Source organism: Streptomyces hilarionis (assembly GCF_024539675.1).
Classification (GTDB): Bacteria; Actinomycetota; Actinomycetes; order Streptomycetales; family Streptomycetaceae; genus Streptomyces; species Streptomyces hilarionis.
Map to the genome: position 1 here is coordinate 1 of NZ_JAHHIT010000125.1, position 19110 is coordinate 19110.

The window sequence follows — 19110 nt, forward strand, 5'->3', positions numbered from 1 at the left end:
GGCGGTGGCGGGGGTGTTCTCCTCGGGCATGTCGGGACCGTAGGCGGGGCGCGGCCCCCGGGGCATCGGTACGGCCGCGCACCCGGCCTGGGTACGGGTACTCACCTGCCGGCGCGGGAGGCGGGGACGGACCGGCGGCGGGGGAGGGCGGTCGCGTCGGCGGGCGCACCCCTCGCCGCGAAAAGGTGATCGTATGCTCGAAGGATGACGACTCCCGCGAGCTCCGGTACCGGCCCCGGCCCGACCCCCGGCCCGTCCGGCGGCCCCACCGAGAACTCCATGCGGCGCGCTCTCAAACGGGCCCGGGACGGCGTCGCCCTCGACGTCGGCGAGGCGGCCGTGCTGCTCCAGGCGCGCGGCGAGGCGCTGCGGGACCTCGCCGCCTCCGCCGCCCGGGTGCGCGACGCCGGCCTGGAGGCGGCCGGCCGGCCCGGCGTCATCACCTACTCGAAGAGCGTCTTCATCCCGCTCACCCGGCTGTGCCGGGACAAGTGCCACTACTGCACCTTCGTGACCGTGCCCGGCAAGCTCCGCCGCGCCGGGCACGGGATGTTCATGTCGCCCGACGAGGTGCTGGACATCGCCCGCAAGGGAGCGGCCCTCGGCTGCAAGGAAGCGCTCATCACCCTCGGCGACAAGCCGGAGGACCGGTGGCCCGAGGCCCGCGAATGGCTCGACGCGCACGGCTACGACGACACCATCGCCTACGTCCGCGCCGTCTCCATCCGCATCCTGGAGGAGACGGGACTGCTCCCGCACCTCAACCCGGGCGTGCTGTCCTGGACCGACTTCCAGCGCCTCAAGCCCGTCGCGCCCTCCATGGGCATGATGCTGGAGACGACCGCGACCCGGCTGTGGTCCGAGCCGGGCGGCCCGCACCACGGCTCGCCGGACAAGGAACCCGCCGTGCGGCTGCGCGTCCTGGAGGACGCCGGCCGCTCCTCCGTCCCCTTCACCTCCGGGCTCCTGATCGGCATCGGCGAGACCTACGAGGAGCGGGCCGAGTCGCTGTTCGCGCTGCGCAAGGTCTCCCGCGCCTACCACGGGATCCAGGAGCTGATCATCCAGAACTTCCGCGCCAAGCCGGACACCGCGATGCGCGGGATGCCGGACGCGGAACTCGACGAGCTGGTCGCCACGGTCGCCGTCGCCCGGCACATCATGGGGCCCTCCGCCTGCCTCCAGGCCCCGCCCAACCTCGTGGACAGCGAGTACGAGCGGCTGATCGGCGCGGGCGTCGACGACTGGGGCGGCGTCTCCCCGCTCACCATCGACCACGTCAACCCCGAGCGGCCCTGGCCGCAGATCGAGGAGCTCGCCGAGAGGTCCGCCGCGGCCGGCTTCACGCTGCGCGAACGGCTCTGCGTGTACCCCGAGTTCGTGGGGCGCGGCGAGCCCTGGCTGGACCCGCGGCTGCTGCCGCACGTGCGCGCGCTGGCCGACCCGCAGACGGGACTCGCCCTGCCGGACGCCGTCGTCGAGGGCCGCCCCTGGCAGGAGCCGGAGGAGGTGTTCGTGCCGTCGGGCCGCACCGACCTGCACCGCACCATCGACACCGAGGGGCGGACCTCCGACCGGCGCGACGACTTCGACGAGGTGTACGGCGACTGGGCCGCCCTGCGCGAGGCCGCCGCGCCCGGCATGGCGCCCGAGCGCATCGACACCGACGTGCGCCAGGCCCTCGCGACCGCCGCCGACGACCCGACCAGGCTCACCGACGACGAGGCCCTCGCCCTGCTCCACGCGGACGGCCCCGCCCTGGACGTCCTCACCGGCATCGCCGACGACGTCCGCCGCTCGGCCGTCGGCGACGACGTCACGTACATCGTCACCAGGAACATCAACTTCACCAACGTCTGCTACACCGGCTGCCGTTTCTGCGCCTTCGCGCAGCGCCGCACCGACGCCGACGCCTACACCCTCTCCCTCGACCAGGTCGCCGACCGCGCCCAGCAGGCGTGGGAGCTCGGCGCGGTGGAGGTCTGCATGCAGGGTGGCATCCACCCGGACCTGCCCGGCACGGCCTACTTCGACATCGCGAAGGCGGTGAAGGAACGCGTGCCCGGCATGCACGTGCACGCCTTCTCGCCGATGGAGGTGGTCAACGGCGCGACCCGCACCGGTCTGTCGATCCGCGAGTGGCTCATCGCGGCGAAGGAGGCGGGACTCGACTCCATCCCCGGCACGGCGGCGGAGATCCTGGACGACGAGGTCCGCTGGGTGCTCACCAAGGGCAAGCTGCCGACGGCGACCTGGATCGAGGTCGTCACGACGGCGCACGAGGTCGGGATCCGGTCGTCCTCGACGATGATGTACGGCCACGTCGACCAGCCCCGCCACTGGCTCGGCCATCTGCGGACCCTCGCCGGCATCCAGCAACGCACCGGCGGCTTCACCGAATTCGTCACCCTGCCCTTCATCCACACCAACGCGCCGGTCTACCTGGCGGGCATCTCCCGTCCCGGCCCGACCATGCGGGACAACCGGGCGGTGACGGCGATGGCCCGCCTCCTGCTGCACCCGCACATCCCCAACATCCAGACCAGCTGGGTCAAGCTGGGCACGGAGGGCGCCGCGGAGATGCTCCGCTCGGGGGCCAACGACCTGGGCGGCACGCTCATGGAGGAGACGATCTCGCGGATGGCGGGCTCGTCGTACGGCTCCTACAAGTCGGTCAAGGACCTGGTCGCGGTCGCGGACGCGGCGGGCCGCCCGGCGAGGCCGCGCACGACGCTGTACGGCGAGGTGCCGCAGGAGCGGCAGCGGGCCGCGTCGGCGTCGGACGGACACCTGCCCGAACTGCTGCCGGTGCTGGACTGAGGGACAGCCCTGCGAGATCCCCACAGTACGATGATCGGACCCCTCGTGGTCGTGGGGTCCCGTAGCTGAGGAGATGCGTGCCCGTGCCTGCCCGACGGCTTCCCTCCTGGGCCTGGGTCACCGGCCTGACCGCCGGTGCGATCGCCGGCGTCGTCGTGCTGACCGCGCAGGCCGAGAACGGCCCGCACCCGACGGCGTCGGCGGTGAAGAGCCCGAAGGCCTCGGCGTCCGCGGGCGCGAAGCCGTCGGCCGCGCCGAGGCCGTCGGCTCCGGCCCAGGCCGCCCGGGTCCCCGACAAGTCGGGCGCCGGCCGCCGCGTCGTCTACTCGCTGGGCCAGCACCGCGTCTGGCTCGTCGACGCGGACGACACCGCGCGCCGCACCTTCACGGTCTGGCCCGGCACGGTGAACCCGGCCGTCGGCAGCTACACGGTGTCCGTGCGCAAGGACGCCGTCACCGGCTCCGACGGCGTGGCGATCGAGCACGTCGTCTACTTCTCGGCCGCCTCGGGCGTGAACATCGCCTTCTCCAACGCCGTCGACGGCTCCTCCCCGCCCCCGGCCGCCGCGGGCGCGCAGACCGGCGGCATCCGGATGCCCAAGGCCGACGGCACCGCGCTGTGGGCGTTCGGCGAGACGGGGACGAAGGTCAGGGTCGTCGACTGACCAGGGCCTGCTGACCGCCGGGGCCTGCGGACCCTCGCGCCGCCGCGCCGCCGGACCTCCAGGTCCCGGGACCGTCCGGCCGCCGGGCATCCACGACCTGCGCACGTCCCGCCCGCTCTCCACGACCCCTCCACCCGGCGCTCCCCGCTCAGGACGGCAATCCGGGGGCGTTCGATTACAGTGACGGACGTCGTACGTACGGACGGTGCCCGGGAGGACTTGGTGGGTGCGACTGCCGGGCCCGTCTGGGGCCGCTCCGAACAGCAGGACTTCCGCAGCCGGGTGCGCGGCACGCTGCTCGGCGCGGCCGTCGGCGACGCGCTCGGCGTCCCCGTCGACGGGCTGGACGTCGAGGAGATCCGGCGCGCACACGGCCCCGAGGGCGTCGTGGACCTGGTCCCCGCCCACGGCCGGCGCGGCGCGGTCAGCCACCTCACCCAGCTGACCCTCTTCACGATGGACGGCCTCATCCGCGCCCAGGTCCGCAGGGACACCGGCGCCTGGCACCCGCCGACCGATCTGCACCGCGCGTATCTGCGCTGGGCCGCCACCCAGCGCGACTGGGGCCCCGACCTGCGGCGCAAGGACAACGGCTGGCTGGCGCGGGAGGAGTGGCTCTACGCCCGCCGCGATCCGACCCGCACGCTGCTGCTGGGGCTGGGCGACGAGGAGATGGGCACGCTCGAGTCGCCCAAGAGCCCCGACGCGGCCGGTCCGGAGGTGGTGCCGCGGTCGGTGTCGTTCGGGCTGCTCGTCGGCTGGGAGCCGCAGCTCGTCGCGCAACTGGCGGTCGAGTGCGCGGCACAGACCCACGGTCACCCCACGGCGTGTCTGTCGGCGGGCGCGTACGCGGTCACGGTGCACGCCCTGGCCCGCGGCGAGAGCCTGGACGGCGCCGTGCAGCGGGCGCTGGCCCTGCTGTCCCCGCGACCGGGACACGAGCCGGTGTCGGAGGCGCTCCAGCGCGCGCTGGGGGCGGTGCGACAGGGGCTGCCCGGCCCGGCGCGGGTGGAGGAACTGGCGGCGCCGGGGACCGCGGAGGCGGTGCTGTCCGGCGCCGTGTACTGCGCGCTCGTCGCGCAGGACGTCCGGCACGGTCTGCGGCTGGCGGTGAACCACGGCGCGCCCTCCGCGCCGACCGCGGCCGTGGCCGGCGGACTGCTGGGCGCCCTGCACGGCGAGACGGCCCTCCCGCCGGCCTGGCTGGCCGAGCTGGAGGGCCGTCCCACGATGCTGGAGCTGGCCGACGACTTCGCCATGGAGATGACCCAGGGACCGGCGCTCCACAACCCCGCCGGCGCGTCACCGGGCTGGCTGACCCGGTACCCGCGCGAACTGTGACGGTCCCGGACCCGGCGGGCGGGGACCCTTGAGGGGGCGTCAGTCCTTCGCCGCCGTGGAGACCTCGTCCCGGGGGCCGGGCAGGGGCGCGGCGGCCGAAGCGCTTCCGTCCCCGTCCGTGTTGACGGTCTCGATGATCGCGAGCCGCTCCGGGGTGTCCTCGGGCTTCAGGAAGCCGACGAGGATGTAGAGGACGAGGGACACGGCGAGCGGGATCGACACCTGGTACTGAAGCGGCACCCCGCCGTCGACGTTCCAGTTGATCGGGTAGTTGACCAGCCAGAAGGCCAGCAGGCCCATCGACCAGCTGGTCAGCGCCGCCGTCGGGCCGGAGCGGCGGAACGGGCGCAGCAGGCCGAGCATCATCGGGATCGCCATCGGGCCCATCAGGCCGGCCACCCACTTGATGACGACGGTGATGATGTCCTTGAAGGCGGGGGAGTTGACCTGGGTGGCCGCCGCCATCGACAGCCCGAGGAAGACGACCGTCGTCACGCGCGCCGCGATCAGGCCCGACCGCTGGTTCCACTCGCGCGCCCTGGCCCAGATGACCGGGGCGCAGTCCCGGGTGAAGACGGCGGCGATGGCGTTGGCGTCGGACGAGCACATGGCCATCGTGTGGGAGAAGAACCCGACGATGACGAGTCCCAACAGGCCGTGCGGCAAGAGCTGTTCGGTCATCAGGGCGTAGGAGTCGGAGCCGTCGGGCTTGTTCGACGTCACGAGCAGCGGTGACATCCACATCGGGTAGAACAGCACCAGCGGCCAGACCAGCCACAGCACCGCCGACAGCCGCGCCGACCTCTCGGCCTCCTTGGGACCGGACGTGGCCATGTACCGCTGGGCCTGGTTGAGCATGCCGCCGTTGTACTCGAACAGCTTGATGAAGAGGAACGCGAGCAGGAACACCGTGCCGTACTGGGCGACCAGCGGCTTGTCGTGGCCCTGGAGCGCGGGCTGGTGCCAGGCCTCGGTCACGCCGATGCCCTTGTCGTCGAGTTTCAGCACGACGGCGACCAGCATGGCCACACCGGCCAGCAACTGGATGACGAACTGGCCGAGTTCGGTCAGCGCGTCCGCCCACAGGCCGCCGATCGTGCAGTAGACCGCGGTGATCGCCCCCGTGATGAGGATGCCCTGGTTGAGGGAGAGCCCGGTGAACACGGACAACAGGGTGGCGATGGCGGCCCACTTGGCGCCCACGTCGACGATCTTCAGCAGCATCCCGGACCAGGCCAGGGCCTGCTGGGTCTTGAGGTCGTAGCGGTTCTTCAGGTACTCCAGCGGGGAGGCCACCCGGAGCCTGGAGCGCAGCCGGTTGATGCGCGGCGCGAACAGCTTCGAGCCGACCGCGATGCCGAGGGCGATCGGGAAGGACCAGGTCACGAACGAGGTGACGCCGTAGGTGTAGGCGATGCCCGCGTACCCGGTGAACATCACCGCGCTGTAGCCCGACATGTGGTGCGAGATGCCGGACAGCCACCACGGCATCCTGCCCCCGGCCGTGAAGAAGTCGCTCACGTCGTCGACGCGCTTGTGCGACCAGACGCCGATGGCGACCATCACGCCGAAATAGCCGATGAGCACGGCCCAGTCGAGACCGTTCATGTGCGCCCTCCCGTGGTTCAGCCCGGCGTTCAGCTCGGCGCTCATCGTGGGCGCTGCCGCGTGAACACGACAAGTAACCGTCAGGTCAAAGGGAGGTAAAAGAATTCGGTATGGTGTCCTGCGTTCATCTATGTGAACTCAGCGCATCAGCTCCCCGGCGTTGACCAGCAACGATTGTCCGGTGATCGACCGGGCGCGGTCCGAAGCCAGGAACACCGCGGCATCGGCCACGTCCCCGTCCGTGGCCAGCTCCGGCAGCGCCATCCGCTCGGCCAGCCGCCCGAGCACCTCCTCCTCCGGCACCCCCTCGGTGTGCGCGGTGAACTGCACGTACGCCTGCACCGGCGGCCCCCACATCCACCCCGGCAGCACGGTGTTGACCCGGATCCGGTGCGGGCCGAGCTCGCGCGCGAGGGAGTACATGGCGCTCGTCAGCGCCCCCTTGGAGGCCGCGTACGCCGCCTGCCGCACCTGGGAGGGGGCCGCCACCGCGGACTGCGTCCCGATGAACACGACCGACCCGCCGCCCGTCTTCAGCGCCGGCAGGCACGCACGGGTCATCCGCAGGCTGCCCAGCAGGTTGACGTCGATCACCGACTGCCAGGTGGCGAAGTCGGCGTCCTCGATCCCGCCGAAGCAGGAGTCCCAGGCCGCCACGTGGACCACCGCGTCGATCCGTCCGAACCGCTCCCGCGCCAGCCCGGCCAGCGCCTCGCACCGGGCCTCGTCGGTGATGTCCGTGGCCCGGAAGGCCGTGCGCGCCCCCGAGGGGTCGATCTCGGCCGCGCTCTTCACGAGATTGGCCTCGGTCCGCGCCCCGAGCACGGCGTTCCCGCCCTCGCGCACGACGGCGGCGGCGACCTGGTGACCGAGCCCGGCGCCCACCCCCGAGACGACGACGGTCCTGCCCTGGAGCAGTGACATCGGGACCTCCCTGACCCTGGCGCATTGTCTGACGGAGCGTCAGAGTATGGGCCAGCCGCCGAGGAAGGGGAAGACGCGTGAGCGAGGAGACCCGCAGCGACACGTACGCCGAACTGGCCTCCGTGGGCCCCTACGGGGTCCGTCCCGGCCACGCCCTGATCACGATGGTCGAGCCGCACCCGGGCCACGAGTACGCCTACAACCGCTGGTACGAGGACGACCACTACTACGCCGGCGCGATGGCCATGCCCTGGATGTACGCGGGCCGCCGCTGGGTCGCCACCCGCGACCTGCAACTCCTGCGCCGCCCCGAGAAGTCGGCGATCGCCCAGCCCGTCACCGCGGGCTGCTACCTCTCCACCTACTGGATCACCGACGGCCGCTACGACGACCACATGAAGTGGACGGTCGCCGTCAACAAGCGCCTCAACCGCGACGCCCGGGTCTACCAGGACCGCACCCACGTCTTCACGGCGTTCCAGGACCACGAGACGACGGTGTACCGCGACGGCGCGGCGGGCCCGCGCGACTTCCACGCCCTCGACCACCCCTACGCCGGTCTCGTGCTCGAGGTGATCGACGCCGACTCCGCCGAGCAGCGCGCCGAACTCCTGGAGTGGCTGCGCGCCCGCCACCTCCCGCGCCGGGTGGCCGGCTCCCCGGCGGCCATGGTCGCCGTCTTCCGCCCCACCCCCCTGCCCGGCGACCGCATGACCTACGTCAGGCAGGTGGAGGGCGTCGACACCCGGCTGACCCTGCTGTGGTTCCTGGAGCGGGACCCCACGGAGTGCTGGGACCGCCACTTCGCCGGCCTGGAGGAGGCCGTGGCCGAGTCGGGCCTCGGGCGGATGGAGCTCCTCGCGCCGTTCATCCCGACGGTGCCGGGCACCGACCGGTACGTGGACCGGCTCCGCTGAGCACGGCGGCCCCGGGCGGCCCCGGAGGCGGGGGAGACAGGGGAGGTCAGAGCCGGTCCTTCAGCTCGTCGGGGCACGGCGTCCCCCGCGGCAGCTGATAGGGGGCCGCCAGCCGGTAGATCCCCGCCTTCGGCGCGAGCAGCACCGTCCACTTGTCGCCCTCGGTGTCCTCCCGCGTCTCGAACAGGCATCCGTTGACGTTCTCGTACGTCTTCGGCTCCCCGTCGGAGCGGTCCTTGGACTCCTGCGTCTCCTGCGGCGGCTTCAGGCTCTTGCCCTGCGCGTCGACCACGCTCAGCCACGGCGAGTACGGGATCCGGATCAGGATCCGGCCCGCCTTCTTCACGTCGATCGTCATCTCGCCCTGCTCGGCGCGCTGCACGACCGCGTGCGGCTCGGCCAGCGGGGCGGGATCCACGACCCGGAACAGCTGCCAGTTGGCGTCGCCCCAGATCTGCTCCAGGTAGGGCAGCCCCCGCTGCACGAGCTGCCGCTCCCGTTCGCCCCCGTCCCCGTCCAGCGCCTCCTTGGGGACGACGACGAAGTGCACCGCCCACCGCTGGAGCCAGTCGTGGTAGTTCGCGGAGTTGAGCGTGTCGTCGTAGAAGAGGGGGTTGCGCTCCATGTCGGCCTGGCGGTTCCAGCCGCGGGCGAGGTTGACGTACGGCGCGAGCGCGGACGCCTCGCGGTGCGAGCGGGCCGGGACCACCTCCACCCGGCCCTTCTCCGCGCCGACCCCCTGAAGCTCGTTGACGAGCGGGGCCAGCTCGCGCGCCCAGGAGGCTGCGGGCGTGGTCCGCACCACGTCGTCGACCGACTTGAAGCCGATCCAGCCCACGAACGTCAGCGACGACAGGACGATCACGTACCACTTGCGGCTGCGCGGCACGGCGAACGGCAGCGCGGCCATCAGCACCACGCCGGTGAACATCATCGCGAGCCGGGTGATGTTGGACCCGATCTGCGAGCTGATCAGCCACACCAGCAGCACCCCGAGCCCGTACACCGCCGCCGTGATCCGCACGGTCGTCCAGTCGCGCGGGACGAGGGCGTAGACCGCCACCGCGGACAGCAGCGGCAGACAGGCCGAGCCGAAGGACATCGGCTGGGTCCCGGAGAACGGGAACAGCCAGGCGGACAGGGCGACGACCACCGTGGGCGCGAGTCCGAGCGCCCACGCGCCCGGCCGCCGCTTCTGAAGGAACATGGCGACGGCGACGATGCCCACGAAGAGCCCGGCCACCGGCGAGCCCATGGTGGCCAGCGCGGCGAGCGGCGCCGCGCACAGCGCCTTCGCCCAGCGTTTGTAGCGCCAGCGGTGCGGCCAGCAGAACACCACGGCGACCGCGGCCAGCGCGAACATGTTGCCGAGTCCGAACGTCACCCGTCCCGAGGCGGCGTTGCACAACAGGGCGAAGATGCCGGCGAGCGCCGGCCACACGGGGTTCTTCACCGGGCGGCAGCGCAGCAGGACGAGAGTGAGCAGACCCGCCGACAGCGTTCCGGCGATCATCATCGTCGTCCGCACGCCGAGCACGGACATCAGATACGGCGACACCATGCTGTACGACACCGGGTGCATGCCGCCGTACCAGGCGAGGTTGTACGCGGAGTCGGGATGGCGGCCCACGAACTCGGCCCACGCGTCCTGCGCCGCCAGGTCGCCGCCACTGTTCGCGAACGTGAAGAACCAGACGAGGTGCAGGACGCCGGACAGCACGGTCATCGACAGCACCAGATGACGGTTCAGCCGGACGCCGAGCCGGTCGAGAGCGGATCGTGCGCGGGACGCCGCACGCGGCGGGTCCGTCCGGGCGGCGGCCGTGCGCGCGGCCCCGCGGCCGCCGTTCCCGCGGTCGTCGTCCTCGCGGTCGGGGGCGGGCCCCTGCTCGACGTCTACCACGAGGTCCGCCGCGGGGTCACGGTCGTGCTCGCCGGACTGGGGTGCGGGCAGCCTCGTGCGCGGGCCGACGTCCGGTCCCGGACCTGTGTCGTCGGCGCGTGTCGGCTCCGCAGTGGCCACCTGAAGGCACTCCCCGTGTCCCGTCTTCTGTTCTCGGTCGCGTCCCGTTCGCGTCCGCTTCACGGCTGCGCCCTTGCGACCGGCGACCTGTCCCGTTTCGCGACGCTAGCACGCACCCCGCCGGGCGGCTGCCCGACGGGGTGCGCAGGGGTGCGGACGCGGCCCGGGCGTCAGCCGAGACGTGTCAGCTTGTCCGAGAAGCCCGGCTCGCTCAGGTCGGACTGCAACGCGACCGGCACCTTCACGGCGCTGCTGGTGCCGTCGCCGACGGTGAGCGTGCCCACCTGGGCGCCGGCCTTCGCGGTGTGCGGGACCTCGCCGGCGGTGAAGGACAGCTTCACGGTCATGCCCGCCCAGCCGACCGCCGGGACGTCCTGGGTGATGACGACGGGCGTGTGGCCGCCCAGCTTGTCGTCCACGTACCCGACGACGTCGCCCTTCTTCAGGATCTTCGCCGAGGTGAGCGCGTCCTCGGCGGCGACCAGCGCCGCCTCGCTGACCACGTTGGCCGTCTTGAGGATCTCGCGCTTGTGCTGACCGAGGACCGCCCCGACGAGGGTGACCGACTTCCCGCCGACCTTCTTGCGCGAGGCGAACAGCAGGTTGCCGCCGGCCGCGCTCGTGCTGCCCGTCTTGATGCCGATCGCGCCGATCCTGAGCGGCAGCTCGTTGTAGTTGTTCCAGTACTTGCCGGACGGGTCGGTCCAGCTGGCCGCGCTGGAGATGGCGACCAGGGCCGGCATCTTCACGAACGCCCGGCCGAGCTTCACCTGGTCCTCGGCCGTGGAGACGGTGGTCTCCTTCAGGCCCGAGGGGTCGGTGTACGTGGTGTTCGCCATCCCCAGCTGCTTGGCGGTGGCGTTCATCTTCTTCACGAACGCCGCCTCGGAGCCGGCGTCCCAGCGCGCGAGGAGCCGCGCGATGTTGTTGGCGGAGGGGATGATGACGGCCGACAGGGCCTGCTTCTCGGTGAGCTTGTCGCCGGCCTTGACGGTGTTCAGCGTCGACTCGTCGAGCGTGACGTCGTAGCCGCCCTCCTTCTCGGCCGTCGCGTCCACCTCGATCTGCGGACCTTCCTCCCCGGCCTTCATCGGGTGGTCCCGCTGGATGATGTACGCCGTCATGGTCTTGGCGACCGAGCCGATGGCCACCGGCTTCTGCTTGCCGAAGCTGCCCATCGTGCCGACGCCGTCGGCGTCCATCCAGCCCTGTCCCTCGTTCGGCCAGGGGAGCTGGGTCTTGCCGCCCTCGAAGGTGTAGGAGTCCTTGGCGGTGAGCGTGAGCCCGGGCGCCGGCAGGGGGCGCACGGCCTGCGCGATCGCAAAGACCACGATCAGCAGCAGGACCAGCGGCGTCCAGATCTTGAGGCGGCGGCGCAGCTGGCGCAGGGGCGTGGGCGGGGGCGGCGGGGTGTTCGTCAGCTCGGCCAGCAGGTCCAGTGGCGGCTTCGGCGGCAGCGGCTGCTGGGTGGTCCGCTCGGGCCCGACCTGCGGCACGAACGCGGTGACGTCGGCCTGCCGGGGCGCGGACGGTTTGACCGCGGGCTTCGGCGCACGCGGCTCGTCGAGCGGCTTGAGCGCGACGAACGTGCTCGTGCGCTCGGAGGGAGCCTCGTCCGTGGACCCGGCGTCGCCCTCGCCCGCCTCGTCGGCCCTGCCGGCCTTCTCGGCCTTCTCCGCTGTGTCGGCCTTGTCGGCCTTATCGGCCTTGTCTGTCTTCCCGCCCTTCGCGGGCTCGTCGCCCTTGGCGTCCTCGGCGCTCTCGGCGGTCTTGGCGTCCTCGGCGGTCTTGGCGTCCTTGCCGGACGCGGGCCGGGCGGCGCCGCCCAGCTTCAGCATGGTGGTGGGCTGGTCGACGGCCGGCTTGGTCCGGGGGGTCTTGAAGACGGCGGTGGGCTGGTCGACGGGCCGCTCGCCCGTCCTGCCGTCTGCCGTGCCGTCGGCCTCGCCGTCCGGGTCGCCGTCGGCGGCCGCGGCGGCCCCGCCCGCCTCGTCCGACCGGCTCGACCCGTCCGAGTCATCGGCCTTGTCGGCCTTGTCGGCCTCGTCGGTGGTGCGGGCTTCGTCGGCCTTGTCGTCCGTGGCCCACTTGGGTGCGGGCTTCGGCGCGGACTTGGGGGCGACGCTCGCGGAACGTTCCTCCGAGCCCTCCGAGCCCTCCGAGCCCTCCGAGTCGTCGGAGTCGTCGGAGTCGTCCGAGTCCGCAGAGCCCTCTGCGTCGGAATCGCCGGTGTCGGCGGCGTCGGCGGGGTCCTTCCCCGCGGGCTTCTCGTCCGCCGTGGACACCCACTGGGCGACGGCAGCCCGCAGGCGCTCGTCACCGCCCTCGGGGGCGGCGTCGGAGATCTTCCCGGCGCTCTCGTCCTCCGCGCCGTCCGCGGCCTCCTCGGCCGCGGCGGGGGCGTCCCCGGCGGTCTCGCGGGCCCGCGGCTCCTCCGAGGCGTCCTCGGCGTCCTCCGGGGCCGCCGCGTCCTCGCCGGACGTCGGCTCCTGCGCCGCCGCGTCCTCGTCGGAGGGGCTCGCCGCGGACTCCGTCGCGGCGGACCCGTCCGCCGCCGCGTCCTCGTCGGGCTCGTCGGGCTCGTCGGTCGTGCCGCGCTCGGCGGTCCCGTCGCTCTCGTCGGTCTTCAGGTCCCGCACCGAGAAGACCCGGGTCGCGGTGTCGACGCCACCGCGCGCCGCCGACGCACCGCCGTCCCGTGCCACCGCGACCCGCGGATCGCGGGGCTCGCGGGAGTCACCGGACTCACGTGCTTCGGGAACCGTGCCCGCGCTCCCCGACGTCGGTTCTGCCGACGACTCGCGCTGCTTCGACCTGTCGGGGGACTCGCCCGCCACCGATGCCTCCTCCTGTGCCGCACGCCGTCCGCGCGCCTGCCGAACCGTGAACCGCCCGCCCGGGACCCGCCTCGCGGCGCCGTCCGAACCATGTACCAGTGTCCTGTGTAGAGGGCTTGGCTCCTGCGGTAGACGAGAACGACATACCTACTGGTTCCACTACAAACAGGTCACGCACCCTCGACAGATGAATGTGAGAGGGGTCACCCTGTCATTCATCCACGCGGGGAGGCATGGATGGGCAGGAGCCGCAGAACGATTCCGGAAGAGCTTCTTCTGCTGGCGTTGGACCCGACCACGGGTACCACCGCACAGCCGCAGTCGCTCGACCTTGGTCTGGCCGGAGCGCAGCTAGTGGAGCTGGCGCTGGCCGGGCGGATAGCCCCTGACGGGGATCGTATCGCCGTGGTGTCCCCACGGCCGACAGGAGATCCGACACTGGACTGCGCGTTGGAGTTGCTGCGAAGGCGTGGCGCTCCCGTACGGGCCGTCCACTGGATCGGCGGGCCGCGTCTCGGGCTTCGCCAGACCTACCTCTCGCATCTGGAGCGGTGCGGCATGGTGCATGCCGTGGCGGGCCAGATGTGCGGAGTGCTGCCGACGACTCGCTACCAGGCGACGGACACCGACATCAGCCGGGAGATCAAGGCCCGGCTGGACTCCGCGATCCGCACCGGCGTGCCGCCGGACCCGCGGACCGCGGCGCTCGCCGCACTGGCGCACGCGGTCGGTCTCGGCAAGCACCTGTACCCGGGCAACGAGGGACGTTCGTCCCGCTCCCGGCTGCGGGATCTGATCAGGCACGACCCGATGGGCGGCCTCGTGGCGCACGCCGTGATGGACGTCCAGAACGGCGCGGTGGCACAGCCGCGTCGCAACCAGCCACCCGCCGGCCGTCAGGCCGGGCCGGGAGCCAGGCCCGCTCCGGAGCCCGCCCGTGGCGTTCCGGCGCAGCCGCACCGCGGTTCCATGGCGCGTGTCGTGGCCCACTGAGCCGCAGTCCCGCGACACCTCCGGAACACCGCACGACCTGCACGACCTGCACGACCCGCACGACCCGCACGACCCGCACCACCCGCACGACAGCGCACCACCCGGCATGACGCCGCGCGGGCACGACCGCACGACACCGCGCGCGCGGAACTCGCCATCGCAGTACGCAGGACCCGTTCGGGAGCCGCCGCGGCCCGCGCGGGGCGGTGTGTCGCACCGCCCCGCGCGGACGCGTGTCCGCGCCGGTGGGAGTACTGATCCGAACTGGCGTGTACCGACCGGATAACCACCGTTTTCCAGCGGTGGAAAGCACCTTGGTGGCAGTCTGCTCAACAGCAGATACGCAAAGTGTCAGTGACAGACACGCAGCCGGAGGTGCACGTCCCGTGGCGTCCAATGTCAATCCCACTGTCAGGCGACGCCGGTTGGGCCAGGAGCTGCGCCGGCTCCGCGAGCTCAAGGGCATGACGGCCGAGGAGGTTGCCGAGCGCCTGCTGGTGTCCCAGTCGAAGATCAGCCGGCTGGAGAACGGACGGCGCAGCATCAGCCAGCGCGACGTCCGCGACCTGTGCGGGGTGTACGAGGTCGAGGACCAGCGGATGGTCGACTCGCTGATGGAGATGGCCAAGGACTCGCGCCAGCAGGGCTGGTGGCACGCCTTCGGCGACGTCCCCTACAGCGTCTACATCGGACTGGAGACGGACGCGGCGAGCCTGCGCGTGTACGACCCGCAGGTCGTGCCCGGGCTGTTGCAGACCCGCCAGTACGCGGAGGCGCTGATCTCGGGCGCGCTGCCGGAGACCGCGCACACGGAGATCGAGAAGCGCGTGCAGGTGCGCATGCGCCGGCAGGAACGCGTCTCCTCCGGGGAGAACCCGCTGCGGCTGTGGAGCGTGATGGACGAGTCGGCGCTCAGAAGAGTCGTCGGCAGCCGTGAACTGATGCGGGACCAGCTCGAACACCTCGTGGAGCAGTCCCAGTTGCCGCATGTCACGGTCCAGGTGATCCCCTTCGACATGGGCGCGCATCCCGGTCTGAACGGGCAGTACGCGATCCTGGAGTTCCCCGACACCGCCGACTCCAGCGTCGTCTACATCGAGGGCGTCACCAGCGACCTCTACCTGGAGAAGCCGAACGACGTGCAGAAGTACAGCGTGATGTACGAGCACCTGCGCGCCCAGGCGCTGAACGTCGAACACTCCCGCCAGTTCATCGCCGACATCGCCAAGGGGTATGTGCCGTAGGGCTGTTGGCGGCGGCCGCTGTTCGAGATGACGGACGTTCGCGTGGGAAGTGCCGCATAGTACGCCCTCCCCCCGACCCGATGGAAGTTTCCATTGGAATATGTCATCCGGTCGAGTGAATAGTCGCTTCGTCAGTCGATGTTGGCGAGTAGCGTCGATCACGCCATCGAGCAACAAGGTTGGCGTGAACGCACCGCGGGGCCGTAGTGGGGTCCGCGGTGCGAGGACAGCTATTCGACAACGCACTCCGGAGCAAAAAAATGGCAATTCGTCAGGGCAGCGCGCACTCGTGGACCAAGTCCTCCTACTCCACGGGCAACGGTGCGTGCGTCGAGGTCAAGTCACCGGCCGTCCAGGCCCTCCTCGTCCGGGACTCCAAGGTCCAGGACGGCCCCAACCTGGTCTTCCCCGCCGACGCGTGGAGCGAGTTCGTGGCATCGGTCAAGGCGTAGGGCGGAGTACTTCCCCCGTCGCCGGCCACCGGTCGCCGTCCGCCGGCCACCGGGTGTCGACACCGGCGCACAGGCACCGCCCAAGGGCCCTCTCGTCCAGATCGCCGTCCTAGCCGAGGGGGCCCCGGTGCTGTCCGGGGCAGGGCCGCGGTGCGGGCCCCGGGACGGCGGTCAGCTCAGCTGGCCCTCGATGGCGGCGACGACCTCGGCGGACTCGGGCTCGGTCTGCGGGGAGAAGCGGGCGACGACGGAGCCGTCCCGGCCGATCAGGAACTTCTCGAAGTTCCAGCGGATGTCGCCCGTGTGTCCCTCGGAGTCCGCGAACCCGACCAGCCGCTGGTAGAGCGGGTGCCGGTCGTCACCGTTGACCTCGACCTTCTCGGTCAGCGGGAAGGTCACGCCGTACGTCGCGGAGCAGAACTCGGCGATCTCCTCGGCGTTGCCGGGCTCCTGCCCGAGGAACTGGTTGCACGGCACGCCCAGCACGGTGAAGCCCTGAGCGGCATACCGCTCCTGGAGCCGCTCCAGACCCGTGTACTGCGGGGTGAGGCCGCACTTGGAGGCCACGTTCACCACGAGGACGGTCCGGCCCGCGTACTGCGAGAGGTCCGCGGAACCGCCCTTGAGGGCGTCGATCTGCACGTCGAGGGGAGAGGCGCCGGCATCAGTAGTCATGCCTCGGATGCTAGCCCCCGGCGTCGTCCGTTCCCTTCCCCGCCCCTTCCGGCCCGCTTCCAGCCGTCACCCGGCCCGCTTCCCGCGCCTGCCCGGCCCGGCTCCTGCGCCGCCCGCCCGCTTCCTCCCTGGGCGGGCGGGGGTCACGGCACCTGGGCGGCCGCCTCGGTCAGGGTGCGTCCCGCCGGGGTGCGGGAGTACAGCACCGAGCGGCCCGCGCGGCGTCGTTCCACCAGGCCCGCGTCCAGCAGGACCCGCAGATGGCGGCCGACGGAACCGAGTCCCTGGCCGGTCAGGGCCACCAGCTGCGTGGTGCTCAGGGGCGCGGCGAGGAGCACCAGCACCGTGGCCCGGGCGGGGCCCAGGAGCGCCCCGAGCGCGGCCGGGACGGCCCGGGCGCGCTCGGCGCGGTCCTCGGCGAGGACGCCCGAGCACGGGTAGACGACGGCGTACCGCTCGTGCCCTTCCCAGGCCACCCAGCCGGTCCCCGGGGTGACCGGCACGAACAGCAGCTCGGCTCCGGAGACCTCGCGGGGCGGGTACTCGTGCGCGTTGACCTGGAAGCGGCTCTCGCCGAGCCAGCGCGTCCCCGGCCGCAGCGAGTCCAGCACGGCGGCCCAGCCGCCCCGGCTGACCAGCACGGTCCGCGCCACGACGTCGGCCTCCAGGACGCGCCGGCGCCGTTCCCAGTAGGGCCGCACGTCCGTCTCCCACACGTGCTCCAGCATCCGGGCCGCCCGCTCGGGCAGGTCGTCCCGCTCCAGGGCGGCGGGCAGCGGGCCGCCGGCCAGGGACGTCCGCAGATGGGCCCGGGCCGCCGCCGGGTCCGCCGCCCGCACCCGCGCCACGCCCTCCTCGAAGCTCTCGCCGTCGCGCGGGGTCGGGGTGAGGAAGTCGGCGATCCACCCCCCGCTCCCCGACGCGCCCGCGCGCAGCGGTCCTCCCGACCCCAGGCCCGCCCGCAGGAGCAGCGCGGTCACCGGGTCGGCGGCCAGCGTCGCGCGGTGGCCGGGAAGGTGCGCGCGCAGCCAGTCCTGCTCGCCGGGGTGCGTGCCGGTCCCCGCCTGGAGCAGTCTCAGGCTCGCGAAGGTCTCGGCGAGCGGCGAGAGCACGAACCGGCTGCGGGCCAGGGTGTCCGCGTTCACCTGCCACCAGCCCATGCCCGGCACCCCCACGGCCGTCCCCCGCGGCCCACGACGTTTCGCGGGCCGGCGAAACGATAACCGCCCCCGCCGGGCCCGCCCCAGACTCCGGCCATGACCGGCCTCTCCTACCGCCAGCTCTTCCGCGTCCCCGAGTTCACCCCTCTCTTCCTCTCCTCCGCCGCCCACACCGCCGCCCAGACGGTCGGCGGGCTCGCCCTCGCCACCCTCGTCTACCGGGCCACCGGCTCGCCGCTGCTGTCGGCGGTCAGCATGTTCGGGCCGTCGCTCGCGCAGGTGCTGGGGGCGACCGTGCTCCTGTCGGGGGCCGACCGGCTGCCGCCGCGGCCGGCGCTGACCGGCCTGTCGCTGGCGTTCGCCGGGGCCGCGGCCCTCATGGCGCTGCCGGGGCTGCCGACCTGGGGCGTCTTCGCCGTGGTCCTCGTGCAGGGACTGGTCGCCTCGCTCGGCGGCGGCGTCCGCTGGGGCCTGCTGAACGAGATCCTCGGCGGCGCCGAGGGCGGCTACCTGCCCGGGCGTTCCCTGTTCAACATGATGAGCGGGCTGATGCAGATCACCGGTTACGCCGCCGGCGGCGCGCTCGTGACCGCGCTCTCCCCGCGCCCCGTCCTCCTCCTCGCCGCCCTGCTGTACGCGGCCTCGGCCCTCGTCGCCCGCCTCGGGCTGACCTCCCGCGCGCCGCGGGCCTCCGGGCGGCTGTCGGCCGCGGCGACCCGGCGCGCCAACGCCGCCCTGTGGTCCTCCCGCCCCCGCCGCCTGACCTACCTGGGGCTGTGGCTGCCCAACGGCCTCGTCGTGGGGTGCGAGGCCCTGTTCGTGCCCTACGACCCCGGGGCGGCGGGCACCCTGTTCGCGTGCGCCGCCCTCGGCATGCTGGCCGGTGACGTGCTCGTCGGCCGCCTCCTGCCGCCGGGCCCGCGCTCGCGCCTGGCCACCCCGCTGCTGCTGCTCCTGGCCGCCCCCTACACCCTGTTCGCGCTGCACCCCGCCGTGCCGCTCGCGGCGGCGTGCGCCGCCCTCGCCTCCGTCGGCTTCGGCGCGAGCCTGGTGCAGCAGGAGCGGCTGATGTCCCTCACCCCGCCCGAACTCAGCGGCCACGCACTGGGGTTGCACTCGGCCGGGATGCTCACCCTCCAGGGCGTGAGCGCGGCCCTGGCGGGCGGGATCGCCCAACTCACCTCGCCGGCCGCGGCGATGTCCGTGATGGCGGGCCTGTCGATCGCGGTGACGGCGGCGCTGGCGTTCGCCGGCCGTGCCGCGCCCCGGACGGACGACGCGCCCGTGCCCGCCGGGAGCCCGTCCTGACGCCAGGTCAGGGACGGCCGCTCGCGCACGCCTTGCGCGGGCGGCCGGGGCGTCGGGAGGCGTCCCGGGCCGGGTTCGCCGCTCGGTGACGCGACGAATTCGCGCAGGAACCGGTATCGAGGTGGCCCGCGTCGTCATAATCG

Annotated in this window: 14 protein-coding genes; 8 read left to right on the top strand and 6 right to left on the bottom strand. The window is 72.6% G+C overall.

Annotation, left to right across the window (positions count from 1 at the left end):
* The first annotated feature begins 204 nt into the window (after positions 1-204).
* From KMS84_RS27505 to KMS84_RS27515, 3 genes are all read left to right on the top strand, one after another.
* On the top strand, positions 205-2820 hold the full coding sequence (locus tag KMS84_RS27505; protein WP_256919147.1) for a bifunctional FO biosynthesis protein CofGH: 2616 nt from the start codon (positions 205-207) through the stop codon (positions 2818-2820).
* A gap of 77 nt (positions 2821-2897) precedes the next feature.
* Positions 2898-3485, top strand: coding sequence for a hypothetical protein (locus KMS84_RS27510; RefSeq protein WP_256919148.1), 588 nt, complete (start codon positions 2898-2900; stop codon positions 3483-3485).
* Positions 3486-3707: 222 nt separating this feature from the next.
* A complete protein-coding gene (locus tag KMS84_RS27515; RefSeq protein WP_256919149.1) occupies positions 3708-4826 on the top strand; it encodes an ADP-ribosylglycohydrolase family protein in 1119 nt (372 codons plus the stop codon).
* A 39-nt stretch (positions 4827-4865) separates the two neighbouring features.
* Here KMS84_RS27515 and KMS84_RS27520 read toward each other — a convergent pair whose 3' ends face one another.
* Both KMS84_RS27520 and KMS84_RS27525 read right to left on the bottom strand, forming a co-directional pair.
* Positions 4866-6434, bottom strand: a complete 1569-nt coding sequence (locus KMS84_RS27520) for a sodium:solute symporter family protein (RefSeq protein WP_256919163.1) — start codon at positions 6432-6434, stop codon at positions 4866-4868.
* Positions 6435-6572: 138 nt separating this feature from the next.
* Complete coding sequence (locus tag KMS84_RS27525; protein WP_256919150.1) at positions 6573-7358, bottom strand: SDR family oxidoreductase; 786 nt, start codon at positions 7356-7358, stop codon at positions 6573-6575.
* A gap of 77 nt (positions 7359-7435) precedes the next feature.
* Between KMS84_RS27525 and KMS84_RS27530 the strand changes: the two genes are divergently transcribed.
* A complete protein-coding gene (locus KMS84_RS27530) occupies positions 7436-8275 on the top strand; it encodes a hypothetical protein (protein ID WP_256919151.1) in 840 nt (279 codons plus the stop codon).
* Positions 8276-8321: 46 nt separating this feature from the next.
* On the opposite strand, the gene KMS84_RS27535 is transcribed toward KMS84_RS27530, so the two are convergent.
* Entirely contained in the window at positions 8322-10298 is a 1977-nt protein-coding gene (locus KMS84_RS27535) for a DUF8823 domain-containing protein (RefSeq protein WP_256919152.1), read from the bottom strand.
* Between the two features lie 170 nt (positions 10299-10468).
* Positions 10469-13135, bottom strand: a complete 2667-nt coding sequence (locus KMS84_RS27540; RefSeq protein WP_256919153.1) for a D-alanyl-D-alanine carboxypeptidase — start codon at positions 13133-13135, stop codon at positions 10469-10471.
* Between the two features lie 237 nt (positions 13136-13372).
* Between KMS84_RS27540 and KMS84_RS27545 the strand changes: the two genes are divergently transcribed.
* The 3 genes from KMS84_RS27545 (at position 13373) to KMS84_RS27555 (ending at position 15824) form a co-directional block, all read left to right on the top strand.
* Positions 13373-14128, top strand: coding sequence for a GOLPH3/VPS74 family protein (locus tag KMS84_RS27545; protein WP_256919154.1), 756 nt, complete (start codon positions 13373-13375; stop codon positions 14126-14128).
* Positions 14129-14514: 386 nt separating this feature from the next.
* Positions 14515-15372 carry a helix-turn-helix domain-containing protein gene (locus KMS84_RS27550; protein ID WP_256919155.1) on the top strand — a complete coding sequence of 286 codons (858 nt, stop codon included), beginning with the start codon at positions 14515-14517 and terminating at the stop codon, positions 15370-15372.
* Positions 15373-15632: 260 nt separating this feature from the next.
* The gene (locus KMS84_RS27555; protein WP_256919156.1) at positions 15633-15824 is read left to right on the top strand and encodes a DUF397 domain-containing protein; all 192 of its coding nucleotides are present in this window, start codon (positions 15633-15635) and stop codon (positions 15822-15824) included.
* 171 nt (positions 15825-15995) lie between these two features.
* Here the strand turns inward: KMS84_RS27555 and KMS84_RS27560 are convergent, their stop codons facing one another.
* A complete protein-coding gene (locus tag KMS84_RS27560; protein WP_256919157.1) occupies positions 15996-16499 on the bottom strand; it encodes a glutathione peroxidase in 504 nt (167 codons plus the stop codon).
* A gap of 143 nt (positions 16500-16642) precedes the next feature.
* The gene (locus tag KMS84_RS27565) at positions 16643-17659 is read right to left on the bottom strand and encodes an ArsR/SmtB family transcription factor (protein ID WP_256919158.1); all 1017 of its coding nucleotides are present in this window, start codon (positions 17657-17659) and stop codon (positions 16643-16645) included.
* A 96-nt stretch (positions 17660-17755) separates the two neighbouring features.
* Here KMS84_RS27565 and KMS84_RS27570 point away from each other — a divergent pair, with 96 nt between their 5' ends.
* Positions 17756-18967, top strand: coding sequence for an MFS transporter (locus KMS84_RS27570; protein WP_256919159.1), 1212 nt, complete (start codon positions 17756-17758; stop codon positions 18965-18967).
* Positions 18968-19110 lie beyond the last annotated feature (143 nt).